This window comes from Pedobacter boryungensis, from assembly GCF_013204825.1.
In the GTDB taxonomy this organism is placed as follows: Bacteria; Bacteroidota; Bacteroidia; order Sphingobacteriales; family Sphingobacteriaceae; genus Pedobacter; species Pedobacter boryungensis.
In genome coordinates this window covers 582,699-599,312 of record NZ_JABMKV010000001.1, presented here as the reverse complement: position 1 = coordinate 599,312, position 16,614 = coordinate 582,699, and the positions used below count along the sequence as shown (strand labels likewise).

Below are 16,614 nucleotides of genomic sequence, written 5' to 3'. Positions count from 1 at the left end.
AATTTGTAATGTTATTTGTAGTTGATTTGCATCTGATTATAGAAATCTCGAAGCACAAAAAATGCCTTTTTCTTTTTACCTGTTTCAGAGATCAAACCCTTGCGATTCCAGAAATTTTGATAAACTGGATGTTGTCTCCTTGGCGATCTAAAATCTGTTAAAATCCAAGGCGTCATCCCTCTTAAGGCATTAATTTTACCTAATAAAATAAGTTGGTTTTTATATAAGGCTTCTTGATATTCCTCACTCCACCTTGTATTTTCATCTGCATGAAAACCACCTAAAGCATCTCCACCAAATTCGGTAATGACAACTGGTTTATTGTATTTAATATCGAAATTATAGCTCGTAATTTCACTTGGAGTTCCACCCCAATACCAACCCGCATATTCGTTAAAACTTACTAAATCTATCTTCTCACCTAGCGGATCATTTAGAATGATTGTTTTACCATCTCTGTGAACTTCCAAAGCCGCAGCTACTAATCTTGTATCATCTAAAGATCGAGCAGTTTCAGCCAAATTCCCCATGAACTTATGACGAGGTTCGCTTAAAGGCGTTTCATTCCCAATAGACCACACGATCACACTTGCCCGATTTTTATCACGCACAATTAAATCTGTTAATTGTTGTTTTGCATTGGCATATGTAGCAGGATTTGTCCAAGAGATTGTCCAATACACAGGAACTTCTGCCCAAACCAATAAACCCATTTCATCTGCCAAGCGCACCATTTCTTCATTATGAGGATAATGAGCCAAACGAACATAGTTACAGTTCATATCTTTTGCCCATTGCAATAACATTCTCATGTCACCTTCGGATCTTAATCTTCCAGCTAACAATGGGTTTTCATCGTGGATAGAAATCCCTCTTAAAAAGACAGATTTTCCGTTTAATAAAATATTTGTTCCTTGAACGGCTATCGTTCTAAAACCTATTTTATCTTGTATATTTTCTGTTGCAGTTTTTATAGTTACTGCATATAACTTTGGATTTTCTGGCGACCATAAATTGATCTTGTTCCATGTAAATTGCTGATCAACCTTACCTTCACCATTAGTAGTAAAGGTTTTTTCAAGTTTTAACTCAGGAATTGATACCGTGATGTTTTGTCCAGCAGTAGAATCTGCAAGTTTAACCGAGAAATTTAATGTATTCGTACTTCCTTTTACCAATTGCAATTTATAATCATTAATAAAATGCTGAGGTAATTCTGTTAAGAAAACATCACGAGTAATACCCCCGTAATTCCACCAATCGGTATTAATAGTAGGAATTTCATCAGGTTTTCTAGTGTTATCTGCTTTAACAACTAATGAGTTTTCGCCAGCTTTTAATTTTCCGGTAACTTCAAATTGGAAAGGCGTAAATCCACCTTTGTGTACACCTAATTTTTTTCCATTTAAATAAACGTGGGCTTCATAATTTACTGCAGTGAAGTAAACGAAGTATCTTTTATCTTTTTCTGGCTGTGTGGTAAATTTGCGTCTTAACCAAACCGTTCCCTCGTACAGTTCTAATTTTTCAGCTTGTGAGTTCCAGTCGCCTGGCACATTCATTTGAGGAGATAAATCGAAATTATATTCAATCAATTCTGTTTTATCCTTTTGTACTTTATCATCATAAAAACCACCCGAACCTGATTTAGATTGATCAAATGGGTCGTGTCTATAATCATAAAATCCATTTTCGTAAGGATCTACAATGTAATTCCATTTACCGTTTAAACTTAATATTTTCCTCGATTGGATATTTTGTATAGAACTAACTTGTGCGTAAGCGCTAATGGATAATAAGGAAAGGCAAAGTATAAGTAGTCTATAGTTTAATTTTAACATGTTAAGGTTATTGTGTTTTCAATAGGATGATAAACAACACTACCAGTTGAATTATACCAGCCAGTAGTGTTGTTGTTTAAAATTAGTATCCCGTATTTTGACCTAGTTTAGTTGCTCTATTTAATTCGTTTTGAGATATTGGATATAAATAGTTCTTAGCAGTAAATGATCTGTTTTCTACAGTAAACTTGGTATAGGTAAATGTTGTAGCAGATGTTGGAACTATTCTCATTCCACTTACTGGACCGTTAAATGTAGTTTCTCCTTCTTTCCAACGACGAACATCAAAGAAACGGTGCTCTTCAAAAGCTAACTCTACTCTACGTTCATTATGGATACGTTTACGAAGTTCGATTTGATTTAGAGCTACATAACCATTGCCTGCCGGATTTGTAGTTTGTAAGGCTGGCATAGCTACACCTCCTCTAGCTCTAATATCATTTAATGCTTTAAGAATAAGTGTTGATGCTGCTGTTCCTTGTGCTTCATTTAAGGCTTCTGCATAGTTTAACAATACTTCTCCATACCTGAAGAAAATCCATGGTCTACGGATGGTTGTTGTTGTACCTGCCCATGATGCACTTTCACTTAGGTATTTACGCATGTAATAACCTGTTTTGGTCGCGTTAACGTTTAAACCTAATCCATCTTTACCGCCAACAAAAGTTTCTACAGGTTTGCTTTTAAAGTTATTAGCTGCAACTAGTGGTTGCACAGAAGCAGAATTAAATAAAACTGAAAACCCTAATCTAGGATCGCGATTGGTATAAGGCGCAGTTGCGCTGTAGCCAGATGCTCCATCAGTAATTGGTCTTCCTGTAGTTTTCATTTCATACGCATCAACCATTTCTTGAGTTGGGTTCGTACGACCATTTGCTGCATCATAACTTACAGGCGCATTGTTTTGCTCTATAGCAACTGTTGCTGTTGCTGATGTTGCAAAAATAACTTCATTATTAAATGCACCTGCTGTATTCCATAACCAAATATTTGGATATGAACTGTAAATACCGTGTTTACCAGTGTCCATCACTCTTTTGGCAGCATCAGCTGCTGCTTGCCATTTCGTTAAATCATTAGTTGGATTGTACTGTGGGCTAGCTGCATATAGCAATAGACGTGCTTTTAATGCCATAGCAGCAGTTTGTGTAGCTCTTCCACGATCTGTTGTTCTCCATTCTGATGGCGACAAAGGCAATCTAGAAATTGCTTCTTCACAATCCTTAGAAATTTGCGCAACACATTCATCAAATGAATTACGAGGTACGTCTAGTTCATCATTCACAGTTAATGTTTTATTTACAATTACAAAACTGCCATAGCGTTTCAGAAGCTCAAATTCAAAGAATGCTTTTAAGAAATAAGCTTGCCCAACTAAACGTGCCAATTGCAATTCATAAGTTTGATTAGCTGGAACGTTAGCTGGTAACAACTCATCCAATACAATAAATGGACTTGTTGGTGCTTTCTCAATAAACATATTCGCTTTACGGATACCCGAATACATATTGGCATAAACATCATCAAATGTTTTTACCGGACTCCAGGTGCCGTTGGTTAAAACATTTATTCCGCCATTAGCGTTAGAATTTACAGCTTCATCAGTACCTGATGCTAAAATACCGCCATCTCCATCTAAATTATATCGATCAGAAAGTGTCGCATAAATATTATTTAAAAAGTTCCTAGCATAATCTGGGTTTGCCCAAAGTTGAGCTTCAGTAACGTTATTATCGCCACTAAACGACCCATCTTGAAGAAAGCTATCTTTTTCACAGCCTTGCGAGATCAACATCGTCGCAAGGAATATATAGCATATATATTTTTTCATCTTCATCATAATTAAAATTTCAAATTAACACCGAATGAATAAATTTTCATGTACGGATATGAGGAGTTAAAACCAGACTCCGGTAATTCTGGATCAATATTTAAATCGTTCAATTTGCTAAATGTCAATAGGTTTAAACCACTCACGTAAAATCTCAACTGAGATAATTTTAACTTTTTAACAAAACGATCTGATAGCGAATAACCTAACTCTACATTTTTCAATCTCACATAATCACTAGAGCGGATCCAGAAATCAGAGTTTACCGTGTTATTACCACGATCAGCAATTAACAACCTAGGATATGGAGCTGAAGTATTGGTTGGTGTCCATCTGTCTACACTAAATTGATTTAAATAACCATTATTTGAGTTACCAGCATTTACCAATTGATTAATGGTAACCGAGCTACCTACAGTTCCTTGAAATAAGAAATTTAAATCAAAACCTTTTACTGCAACTGATGCACCAAGACCAAAAACAGAATTTGGTACAAAATTGTAATCTGTTTTTACGATATCTAAACCGTTAATGATTCCATCACCATTTTGATCTACATATCTAATATCTCCAGGTTTCACATCTTTAGACAATAATTGTTTTGGCGCTGCATCTATTTCTGCTTGAGATTGAAAAATCCCCATCGATTTATACATGCTGCTGATATAACCTGCAGCAGTATTAGCTGTTGCAGCAGGGCTGATCACACTTGTAATTGGGTGACCCACTGATTTTTGATAAGCCGGTAAATTAGCCGCCTCATTTATTTTTAAGATTTTACTTTTCTGATAAGTGTAATTTCCAAAAATATTTAAGTCAACATTACCTAACTTTTTATTGAAATTTAAACCTGTCTCAAATCCTTTATAAGAAGCTTCTCCCTCATTTACATAAACTAAAGATTGGCCTAACGTACTTGGTAATTGAGATCCTGTTGCTAAGTCTTTTCTAATTTCATAAAAATAATCAGCACTAATAGAGAAAGCTTGTTTAAATAGTTTAGCATCAAAGCCAACACTTGTTTTGTATGCTTTTTCCCATGTTAAATAAGGATTACCCAATGCCAATTGTGCAGTACCACTTACGCCCGTATAACCAGTACCAAAGGTGTAACCAGTTGTACTTCTAGAGAAGAAATCGTTAAACGCAAACCTTCTAGCATTTCCAATTGCATCGTTGCCCACTAAACCGTATGAACCTCTAATTTTTAACAGGTCAAGAAATGAGCTTGAGCCTTTCATGAAATCTTCATCAGAGATGATCCAACCTGCAGATGCGGCAGGGAAAAACCCAAAGCGCTGACCTACTGCAAAGTTTTCTGAACCTGAATAACCAGCTGTTAAATCAACAAAATAACGTTGTTTAAAACCATAGGTTAAACGGTTTGAGATACCTTCACGTTTGGTATCTAAGTTTCCAAAAACAGAATACACTTGTCTTGAAACTCTTGAACTAAACTTGATGTCATGGTTTCCAAAAGTTCTATTGTAATCTAGACCAGCCCAAAATTCACTTTTCTTAACGTTACCTGAAAATGAATTTCCTAGATAATCAACTTTTGATGCTGTTCCATATCCTGGAAGATATCCTCCACTTCCATTGGGTTCGAAGGTTGCATAAGTCTGTGTAAAACCAGAACGGTATGATCCAGCAATATCATATGCATAAAATACTTCTGCAGTCAACCCTTTTAAAATGCCATCCATTTTTTGTCTGGCACTAATTGTGGCTATCATGTTACGTACTAAATCTGTACTTGCTCCTCTAGCTTCTAACATCGCCTTTGGATTACTCGCTGGGAAAATTGAAGTTCCCCCATAAGAACCATCCGGATTAAGCACTGGAAAAGCATTTGGTGGTGTAGAATATACAGCATTCAAAAACGCTGCAGTTCCTTGATTAGGGAAAGTTAAGTTGGTAATTCTACCACCAATATCTAAGGCAACATCTAGATTTTTGTTTACGTGTAAATCAAGATTTGTTCTTAAGTTATATCTGTTAAAATTAGTATTGGCGTCATAAGTTTCATTATGACCACCTTTATAAAAACCTCCTTGTTGATAAGCGCTTAATAAGGTATAATACTTCAAAAATGCGTTACCGCCAGTTACAGTAGCTACATAACGTTGTGTTGGCGCTACATTTTTGGTAAAATCTCTAACAAAATTATTGTTTGGATATTTATAGGGATCAGAGCCATCCTGATAGGCTTGTAATGCAGCTTGACTATAAACTGCTGTTCCTCCACTATTAATTGAAGCTTCATTATACAAAGTAGCATAAGTATATGAATCTAAAGGTTGAGCAATTTGCAATGGCGCTTGTAAACCCGCTTGAGCATCAAAAGTAACTTTAGTTGATGTTGCACTACCACGTCTAGTTTTTACATAGATAACACCATTTGCAGCATACATGCCATACCAAGCTAAAGTTGCAGCATCTTTTAACACACTTACACTTTCTATCTCGCCTAAATCCATTGCAGCGAAACTACGCTCTATTCCATCTACTAAAACTAAAGGTTCTTGATTACTATTGTAAGACGAGCGACCACGAATTAAAAAACTAGATACATCGTAACCAGGTTGTTGAGAACCACTTGGATAAATTGATAATCCTGGAAGTCTTCCTGTAAATACATTAGTTAAAGAAGATGAAGGTATTTGAGGCAAGTTAAGCGCAGAAATAGTACTAATGGTGGCCGTCACCTCTCTTTTCTTTCTAACACCAAAAGGAATGTATACTAAATCCTCATCGCCTGCATCAATTAACGATTTAGTCAACGTAACAACACCATCATTTATTTCTCCTGCCGGTTTAAATGTAGTGCCATATCCAACCATTTTAAATACTAAAACATCACTAGTAGTTGTTTCAATAGTATATTCTCCATTTGCATTGGTATTCACAGTTGTATTCTTTTTATCTTCTTGTATAGAGATAGATACACCAGGCAATGGTTTTTTATCCTGATCGATTACCCGTCCTTTTACTGTAATTTGTTCATCAGGCTTTTGCCCGTAAACGTTTAGTACAGCCATCCATAAAAACAGGAGGCATACTATATATTTTGATTTTGATAATTTCATAATTGAATAAAATCTTTAGCGTTATATTGATTGACTAATTCTCCCAACCTGGGTTTTGAGTAAGCACTCCTTTACTTTTATAGATTTCCGTTCTTGGAATTGGGTAAAGGTTTTGTTTCTCATCCCATGTTTTTTGGAAATTAGTTCCCAAAACAAACGGTGTATATGTAAAGGTTCCGTTTGTGTTTTTAACCACATCCATTCCTTTCATAGGTACGCCAATGGTAGTTGAACCTATTTTCCAACGCATAATATCATACCAACGGTGATCTTCAAACGCTAGTTCAATTGCACGTTCATGTCTAATCGCGTCACGCATCTCTAGTTGTGTCATTCCAGATTTTAATCCGTAATGGCCATTTGCTCCTAATTGAATACCAGCACGTTTACGAATATCATCCAATGCTTTATATACGGTTGCGTCATCAACTTTATAATCTGCCTCATTTTGGGCTTCTGCATAATTCAATAATACTTCAGCGTAACGGAAATAGATATAGTTCAATAGTGTTGTACTTCCACCAACAGTTCTATATACTTCTGGCCAGTATTTTTTGCAATAGTAACGTGTAGCAGTATAGGTGATGTTTCCTGGGTTCCAATCTTTACCATATAAAGTAATTGGTTTACCTTGTGCATCTAGCGTTGGGAAAGCCCACATTTCTATTTTACCACCTTGCCAAGGCAAATCGTTATAAATAATGTTGTTATAAAAACGTGGTTCTCTACCCACATAAGGTTTTGTTGGGTCATAACCTGAAGTAGGATCGGTAATTGCTTTACCATTTGCCATTTCATACATGTCAACATGGTTTTGTGTAGGGTTCATTTGCCCTTGCGCACCTCCAGAACCTGGCGACATCGAGAAATCCTGCATCATTTCACCAGCTAAAGGTGTATTACCTTTGATTTTAATCATGATGTACTCTGGTGAGTTAGGTACATTTAAGATATCGCCATAAGTTGTTTGTAAGGCATATCTACCATCCATTAATACCAATGCCGCATCAGCTGCTGCTTTCCATTTAGCTTTATCACTAGATGGATTATTTAAAGGGCTTGCTGCATATAACAAAACACGAGCTTTTAAGGCTTGTGCAGCACCAACAGTTGGTCTACCATAGTTAGATGCACTATAAGTTCCTTCTTCCCCAAGCTTATTAATCGCAATCTCTAAATCGCTCAAAATAAATTTAGTTACCTGATCAAATGATGAACGTGGTAAATTGATATCATCATTTACTTCATATACTTTATCTACAATTGGAACACCACCAAATCTTTTCGTTAATTCGAAATATGACATAGCACGAAGGAAACGCATTTCACCTTCTACCCTTTTAGGATCGAAAACTGAAACCGTTGCATTTGGTGCAGGTGGTATAGTAGGTAATTTTGCAAGTACCTTATTGTTAATCGCAATACAGGCATACATTCTTTTCCAGATATCACCGATATCGTTTAAACTAGCCTGTGTAGAGTGCTCATGATACAAACCACGATTTAATGAAGTTACGGTACCTTCAGAGTTTCCAGAAACGGCTTCATCAGATGCTTGCGCTAGGCAACCGCGGTGATCGTTGAAACGAACATATTTGGTAATAGTATAGTTATAGGCATTGTCTGCAAATTTGGCTGCCAAAGCAGGATCTGCAAAAATTTCATCCTCGCTTAATGGAGTTCCTGGTGTTCTTTCCAAGAAATCTTTTTTGCAGGAAACAAAACAGAGCGTTAGTAAAACAACGGCTGTATATATTTTATAGTTTCTCATCATTTTTAAAAATTAACTTGTAAACCGATATTATAAACTCTCGAACTTGGGTAAAGTGCTTGTAATGGGAAAGCCTGATTTACCACGTTTAAATTTTCTGGATCTACATACATCTTAAACTTAGTCCATGTATACAAGTTCTGACCATTTAAATACACTCTTGCACTTGCTATCTTTAATGATTCCATCCAAGACTTAGGCAAATTATAAGACATTTCTACGTTTCTAATCTTCAAATAAGCTGCATTTTGAAGTGTAAAATCATTATTGGAATAGTTTAGTGAGGCAGTTCCTCTTGAGTGTAATGCTGGCCAAGTCGCGGTAGCTGCAGTAGTAGGTGTCCATGAGTTTAGCATAAATTCATACATCTGCTGACCGTTGTTCTGCTCGCTCAAAATTACATTTGAACTGATATGAGCTGCTCCTTGAAACATTACAGATAAACTGAAAGCTTTGTAGCTGAAACGAGGCGTAAAACTGTAGATGTACTCTGGATTGCTTGTATAGCCAATCGCTTGTTGATCTAAAGTTGTAATTATACCATCACCGTCTAAATCTTTGAATTTTAAATCTCCAGGAATTGGATTAAATCCTTGTTGTTTAGGTGAAGCTGCGATATCAGCTGCTGAAGTGTAGAATCCGTCATTTACATACCCAAAAAATTGTCCTACCGAAGTTCCTTTTCTAATTTGAGCTTTAGGTAAGCCATCTGGCTCATCATTTTCTACAATTCTATTCTTTGCATAACCTACTTGTCCATTAATTCCTAAAGTTACGTTGCCAATTTTACCTTGGTAATCTAACTCTACTTCATAACCTTTGTTATACACCACACCTCTATTCAATTTTGGATAAACGTGACCGAACAATGCCGAACCACTTAATGGATCTAATAAAATATCTTTACGTGTTTCGTCAAAAAGGTCTACAGTTAATTTTAATTGATCTTTAAGGAAACGAGCTTCCATACCAATATTTCTTTTGGTACCTGTTTCCCAAGTCAATTCTGCATTACCTAAGCTAGCATCTGGTAAATTTATGGTCGGCCAATTGGTAATAGCTAATGGATTACCAAATGGAACTGTTGGGCCAGTAGGATTATATGAAGTTAAGAATAAGAAACGCCCAATACCTTGATCGTTACCAACTAAACCATAACTTCCTCTAAATTTCAAATAGCTTACAATATTATTTTTCTTCCAAAAATGCTCATTAGATAAGGTATAACCCGCCGAGAATGCTGGGAAAAATCCATATCTCAATCCATCAGCAAAGTTTTCCGATCCATTATACGTTGCACTTGCCCCGATAAAGTAACGGTCATCGTAGTTATAATCAACATTTCCAACTACACCTTGTGCTGCTCTTGGAGGAGCGGTAAAAGTAGTAGTACCTACACCTCTAACCAATTGGCGAGTTCCCAATGCTAATGCACTAATGTTATGTTTACCAAATACTCTTGCATAAGTAAAACCTGCTTGTAAATTGGTAGTTGTAGTTCCTGTAGTTACACCACCATCTTGAATAGCACCTAAAGGCTCATCACGATTTCTGGTATCGCCAGATAAAGTTGCAGTTCCTGTTTGTGGATTATATACATACGCTGCCCAGTTTGCATTTCTTCTTTCAACGTTCAAATAGTAAGAATCATACGCGAAGTTCCCTTTAAAAGCTAACCCTTTCGTAATGAAATCTAATTTATAGTTAGCATTAAATGTACTCTCTATTGTATTTGTATCATCATTACGTGTTCCAAAGCGTGTGAGTACTGCATAAGGATTCCAAATGTTTGTACCTACGTTAGGGTTTGCGGTAATTCTACCATCTGGCAAGGTAACCGGATAAGCATAGGCCGGTACTTGCAAAATACGAGAAATCATCCCTTCAATCGTATCATAAGAAAATGCTGAAGAAGATAATAAACCTGAAGGCTGATAACGTGTAGCAAAACGACCGCCCAATTTAATACCAACTGTGAAATCTTTATTCAATGTTAAATCAACGTTCGAACGGAAGTTGTATCTATTATAATTTGGTACGGTATTGATACCATAAGGTGATGGGAACTTTTTGAAAATACCATCCTGGAAAGAATAACCTGCCGAAACAAAGTACTTCGCTATTTTAGTACCCCCATTAATTTGGATGTTGTGCTGTGTTTGAGAATAATACTTTTTAGTTAAAAAATCAAACCATTGCACATCAGGATAACCAATTGGATCTGAATGATCAGCAAATTTTTGAATAGCATCATCGGAAAATGGTGGTTTAAAAGTACCATTGGCAATAGCCACAGCATTATCATTTATATAAGCTTGATTTAGCAATTTTGCGTTCTCATAAGCAGGCAAACCAATAGCTAATCCTGTATAAGTTTGTGCGGCATAATTACCAGTGTAAGTAACTCTTGGTTTACCAATTTTACCTTGTTTAGTTGTAATTACAATTACACCGTTTGCACCTTTTAAACCATATACTGCTGTTGAAGCTGCATCTTTCAGAATCGTTACCGTCTCAATTTCGTTTGGATCTACATCTGAAAAACTAGGGCGTTCGATACCATCTACTACTACAATAGCACTAGAATTCGCACCATTTAAGGTAGAAATACCACGTACTCGAAGTAAAGAAGCATCAGCTCCAGGCTGACCGCTAGTTTGTATTGCAATTAAACCTGGCAACTTACCAATTAATGCATTTGTTGCATTTGGGGTTGGAGATTTCATTACCTCACTTGCACTAATTTGAGAAATAGCAGCTGTTACACTCGATCTTTTTTGTGATCCCCCATAAGCAGTTACAATAACTTCGTTTAGACCTTTAGAATCTTCTTGCAAAGTAACTTGAATACTCGCCTGTCCGTTGTAAACAACTTCTTGCGATTTCATGCCGATGCTGGTAAACTCTAATACCGCACCCACCGCTACATTTCTTAAAGTAAACCTACCCTCTCCGTCTGTGCTTATTGCATTTTGTGTTCCTTTCACTTTTACGCCTACACCTGGAATTGGCAAGCCGCTTGCATCTTTTACAACGCCAGAAACATCAGCAAAAGAAGCTAATGTAGTGTTGTTTAAAGTGCCGTGTGTTCGAAAATTTGTGTTTAGTGTTGAATAATTGATTGTTGTACTACTTTTTGCGTAAGTAGTCGAAGCATTAATTTGCAGAATAGAACACCAGAGTAGTGTTATAGAAATTTTCCGCAAAATTCTTTTTAGTAGAATTTTCCTCATACAGTTTACAATTGGTTTGATTTTAGTAATGACCAAAATATTTGGTGAGGTAAATATAGAGCAATACTATTCAGAATTACAAATAAATAATTGTCATAAATAGCTGATATTTAATAAGTTATAATAAATTTGATACGCTTGATGCGCACTAAGACAAATCACTAACTCACTGATTTTGTGTAAGATTATCAAACAATACATTTATGGATTGATACGCTTGATGCGCATTGAAAAAAACCAGTAATTTTTTTCAACAATCGCTGTTTAGAGCTATGAGAAGGTATTTATTAGTACTTATTTCTCTAAAATGAGTTTACTCCAGCCAGATTTGCCCACACCTTTCAAATCTTTTTTACGCTCATCCATTACTTTTTTAATTTTAGAAGCGTAGGTCCAGCAGGTACTTTGACGTATCCCCAGCTTTTCAGACAGTTTATGAGAAGAAATAGCACCTTTGTGGTTGTACATTAAGTAAACTAAGTAGAATGCCTTATTAATAGGGATGCGGTTGTTTTCGAAAATGGTTTGGTGCAATACCGATTCTTCGTAAGCACACTTTGTACACCTACGGTTAAATGGCACTTTACCATTACAATAACTGGTATTCTTGCATTTAATACAGGCATAACCATGCTCCCATTTCATGTCTGCTAAAAACTTATAACACGAATCACGATCTGGGTATTTTAAACTAAATTCATCAAAATCAAGGTCAGTTGCATTTAAACGGGCGTCCGTTACTTTTTCAATATTTGTTTTTAAGGTGATATTATCTTTTTCCAGCAGGATATTCATCCTCGAAATTTCTTCCGCCTGTTGCGCTAATAAAGAGTTAATGACTAACAATTCCTCATTCTGATGTTCGATAGTTATATTTTGTTCTTGTAGTTCTTTAGACTTAAGTTGTACTTCTTTTGTACGTTCTTCCACTTTAATTTCCAAATCTCTGTTAATGCTATCTTTTAATTCCGCATTCACTTGCATTTGCTTCATGATTTGTTTTCGTGCAGTCTCCCTCTTACGTCGTAAAATGCGCACCTGGTCGCCAATAGCAAAGGAAAGGAAAACCATTTCTAACAAAAACCCGAAACTTAAACTGTAATACCCAATTACATTCCCAATAAAAAGCCTTGACCAGCCTAAAATATGAACGATTTTAATGATAAAACCCAGGAACAAGAAAGAATAACCCAATACAAAGAACCGAGCTGGTCCATATTTCTTCTTCCACCAGATGTAAATACCTGTAGAGAAACACAATGATAGGGGAATGAATTCTAAATATTTATACTTAAACCAGTCTGGATTATAAAATAAACAGCTTAAGAAAAACAAGAAGCGAACAACCAATAATACATTAATTGCAGTGTTAATTATTGGTGCTTTAATTTTTACATGCAACAGCTCCTTGGTAAAGATTAACCCAAAAGAACTCAAAAAGAATAAGGCTACTCCATACGCATATTCATTCCATACAGGATGATTTGGCCACAAATATTGAAATGCAATGCCATCTGTAGACATCTCATACAAACCCACACTTAAAATATACAGAATATAAAAAAGGTACTGTCTCCTTCTTACAGCAAGATACATTAAGAGATTATGAAAACTAAAAATCACAATCATCCCATAGAAGAAGCCAAATACAATGTACTCCGAGAGCGCATAACCAATAAAACGTTCTACTGTTCTAAATACAATGATAACATTTACTTGATCTTTAGACTTTACCCTAAAATAATAGTAGTACTCTCCTTTTTTTGTATCGTTAATTAAAAACTCAAAGTTTTTATGATGAAATGAGCGTTCGGTAAAGGTTAAATCAGCACCAGCTACACTCTTCACATACCGGCCAGATTCATCTGGTAAATAAGATTCGATATGGTCTGTAATCTGATCAAAAAATTCAAATATAGCCGAATGACCAAGGTCTTTAGTAAACTTTACTTTTATACGATACCAGTACGCCGACGAACGATTGTAATTTTTTGGATAATAATTCTTATTTGGGATAAATTTATTGGCATAAGCTGCATTGCTTACATCATTAATAGTAAGTTTACCACTAGGATCTTCTAAACACACAATTTCTTTATTTACAAAAAAATGTTCTTTAGAAACATCACTTAATTCGACCGTTTGCTGCGCATGCAGTTGACTCGTTTGAATTAGAAATAAAAATAAAATACCAGCTTTAATTAATGCTTTTAACATCATTAACTAATTAATAGATTAGTGTTCGTTAAACTTAGTTGATTTTTAGTAAGGCTTAAATATATTAACAATAAATTAATTTTTCTATCACCGATAGGGCATTAAACGATTTAAACAATGAAAAAACTAATGTTACCACTTCTCGTTCTACTTTTTATAACTAAAGCCAGTATGGCAAGTACTTATATCGTAAAATCCGAACAAGAATTCAAAGCCATCCTTCCTAAAATTGTTCCTGGAGACCATATCATAATTGCCAATGGTACTTACAGTAATTGGAGTTTGGAAATTCCAACTAAAGGAACTAAATCAAAACCTGTGGTCGTTAGCGCAGAAACTGCCGGAAAAGTGATATTCAATGGGGAAGTTAACCAAACATTATTTAAATTAACTGGTGAGTTTACCACGCTAAGCGGCATTACTTTTAATGCTTGTACCCTACTCAAAGCGAATGGCGCAAATGGTATATTAGTAGAGTTTAAAAATACCAGCAATTGCAGACTAAACGACTGCAGATTTGTAGCCAATGTGGTGAAAGGGCAATTCATGCCATTAGTCATTATCTCTGGCAATGGCACTGCAAATCAAGTGGATGGTTGTACGTTTAATGCTAACGTAGACAACCAAGATGTACAAGTTAAAATAACTAAAGACAGTTGTCCGCAAAAAACCTTGATTGAAAACAATGTGTTCACCAATAAAAATAAAGTAAGCTGGAGCAATGGCAATGGAGGTGAATGTATTCAAATTGGTCAAGACCCTATTTTATTAGGTACAAAAGAAGCCAATTCAATCGTACGTGCTAATCGCTTTGTTCATTGCGATGGAGAAAATGAGGTGATCAGCAATAAAAGTAGCCGTAACAGCTACCTAAAGAATTATTTCGAAGCATGTGATGGTGAGTTAGTGATGCGTGGCGGGCACGATTGTATTATTTCAGAGAATGTTTTTGAAGGTGGCACTGGCGGTATTCGAATCAATGGTACTGGTCATATAATTACAAATAACAAAATCAACAACATTAAAACCGCCATCAGATTAATGTACGGCATGGCTAAAGGAAAAGAAGAAACAGGATTTTATATCGCAGCCAGCAATTCTACAATTACCAACAATCAAATTTCCAATGCCAACACAGGAATTTTAGTCGGCGATAGCAAAAATGCCGACTGGACTGGAAAATTTGATACAGTGAGATATCCTTCTCGCGTAATGCAAGATGTAGCTCCTTTCGATAATAAAATTTCAGGCAATACATTTTCGAACACCAAAAATGCTATTGTGAATCAGTAATGCTTAAGAATTAAAGTGATACAAGAATTGTACAGCACCAGTATAGGCTGGTTTCGGCAGGTCTTTAATTTCTAATTCTGCTTCAATTGAAACCTTAGTAATTCCTCTTAAATTTGCAATACTTTTTAGCTTTGCTTTTAATCGCACTTCACTATTTACAACTACTGCCTGACCGAATTTGAAACTCTCAATCCCATAGTTGATCTCCATTTTAATATTACGGATATCAGCAATTTGTTTCCATAAATATGGAATGAGTGAAAGCGTTAAATAACCGTGTGCAATAGTTCCTTTAAATGGACCTTCTGTAGCTGCTCTTTCTGGATCGGTATGAATCCATTGATGATCTAAGGTAGCATCAGAAAACAAATTGATTTGTTGTTGCGTAATGGTATGCCATTGAGAGATACCCAGTTCCTTACCTAAATGAGATTCGAATTCTTCGTAGTTGTTAACTATTAACATATAATTTAGCTTGTGTGATAGGCTAAATTAACATTTTAAATTATATTTTGTTTGTTTTCGCATCCCTTGTTTTTGGCCGCCATGCGTCATTGCCAGCTTGACTGGCAATCGTAATGCTAATTCCTATAGCTTTAGGATCCCCGCCTACGCGAGGATGACCCCTGCCACACAGTCCTATTTCATCCTGAGCCTGTCGAAGGGCATTAAACAGATTCCTCCAAAGTCGGAATGACAAGGACTTAAAAACCATTACTGATTCCCCAACAAGCCCTTTAAATCTGCAGGCGAGTAATTAACCGACTTTAAAGTCTTATGATCCCCATTCCTATACACCAAAAACAATGAATCAATTTCTTTGTAATAAGCATCCACATTTCCATTTGCTTTATAATGTGCAATGGTTTCATTCGCTTCCTCTACCGTTTTGCAAGCTTTGCTCATGTTCGAACGATGAACTTCATCAAACAAAGTCTTAAACTGTGCACCTAATCCAAATTCTAATACTGCACCTGCCAATACATATTGTAAATCGCAAAGTGCATCTGCAACCTCCACTAGGTTACCCTGATTAACCGCCTCTTGCAACTCTTCTAATTCCTCAGCAATTAAATCAATCCTTAGCTGACTTCTTTCTACAGGTGGAATGGTTGCCTGTTCTAGGATAGGGTGTTTAAAGGTTTTGTGAAATTCGGCAACTTGGCTCAATGCATTTAAATCTTCCATTTTTTGTTTTGGTTTGAGCTACGAAGTTTAAATTATTTACAGGGAAGGGCAAATTTTATTATCAACATGTAAATTGATATCAACAAAAGACTATCCTATCTATGAAGCAATATTAATTTCGTTCATTGTAAAATGAAGTACGAAATAGCGG

At 35.9% G+C, this 16,614-nt stretch carries 9 protein-coding genes; 1 reads left to right on the top strand and 8 read right to left on the bottom strand.

Annotation, left to right across the window (positions count from 1 at the left end; all coding sequences use genetic code 11):
• Positions 1–11: 11 nt before the first annotated feature.
• From HQN85_RS02580 to HQN85_RS02555, 6 genes are all read right to left on the bottom strand, one after another.
• On the bottom strand, positions 12–1,841 hold the full coding sequence (locus HQN85_RS02580) for a glycoside hydrolase family 2 protein (RefSeq protein WP_173268781.1): 1,830 nt from the start codon (positions 1,839–1,841) through the stop codon (positions 12–14).
• A gap of 82 nt (positions 1,842–1,923) precedes the next feature.
• Positions 1,924–3,636 carry a RagB/SusD family nutrient uptake outer membrane protein gene (locus HQN85_RS02575; protein ID WP_216847209.1) on the bottom strand — a complete coding sequence of 571 codons (1,713 nt, stop codon included), beginning with the start codon at positions 3,634–3,636 and terminating at the stop codon, positions 1,924–1,926.
• Between the two features lie 47 nt (positions 3,637–3,683).
• Positions 3,684–6,713 carry a SusC/RagA family TonB-linked outer membrane protein gene (locus HQN85_RS02570; RefSeq protein WP_173268780.1) on the bottom strand — a complete coding sequence of 1,010 codons (3,030 nt, stop codon included), beginning with the start codon at positions 6,711–6,713 and terminating at the stop codon, positions 3,684–3,686.
• Between the two features lie 82 nt (positions 6,714–6,795).
• Positions 6,796–8,535 (bottom strand): RagB/SusD family nutrient uptake outer membrane protein, encoded by a 1,740-nt coding sequence (locus tag HQN85_RS02565; protein ID WP_216847208.1) that lies wholly within the window; start codon positions 8,533–8,535, stop codon positions 6,796–6,798.
• Positions 8,536–8,537: 2 nt separating this feature from the next.
• Positions 8,538–11,765 (bottom strand): SusC/RagA family TonB-linked outer membrane protein, encoded by a 3,228-nt coding sequence (locus tag HQN85_RS02560; RefSeq protein ID WP_173268779.1) that lies wholly within the window; start codon positions 11,763–11,765, stop codon positions 8,538–8,540.
• 294 nt (positions 11,766–12,059) lie between these two features.
• Positions 12,060–13,982, bottom strand: a complete 1,923-nt coding sequence (locus HQN85_RS02555; RefSeq protein WP_246249585.1) for a 7TM diverse intracellular signaling domain-containing protein — start codon at positions 13,980–13,982, stop codon at positions 12,060–12,062.
• A gap of 117 nt (positions 13,983–14,099) precedes the next feature.
• Between HQN85_RS02555 and HQN85_RS02550 the strand changes: the two genes are divergently transcribed.
• The gene (locus HQN85_RS02550; protein WP_173268777.1) at positions 14,100–15,275 is read left to right on the top strand and encodes a chondroitinase-B domain-containing protein; all 1,176 of its coding nucleotides are present in this window, start codon (positions 14,100–14,102) and stop codon (positions 15,273–15,275) included.
• Positions 15,276–15,278: 3 nt separating this feature from the next.
• On the opposite strand, the gene HQN85_RS02545 is transcribed toward HQN85_RS02550, so the two are convergent.
• Positions 15,279–15,740 (bottom strand): MaoC family dehydratase, encoded by a 462-nt coding sequence (locus HQN85_RS02545; protein WP_173268776.1) that lies wholly within the window; start codon positions 15,738–15,740, stop codon positions 15,279–15,281.
• 249 nt (positions 15,741–15,989) lie between these two features.
• Positions 15,990–16,463 carry a pyrophosphohydrolase domain-containing protein gene (locus tag HQN85_RS02540; protein WP_173268775.1) on the bottom strand — a complete coding sequence of 158 codons (474 nt, stop codon included), beginning with the start codon at positions 16,461–16,463 and terminating at the stop codon, positions 15,990–15,992.
• Between the last annotated feature and the right edge of the window lie 151 nt (positions 16,464–16,614).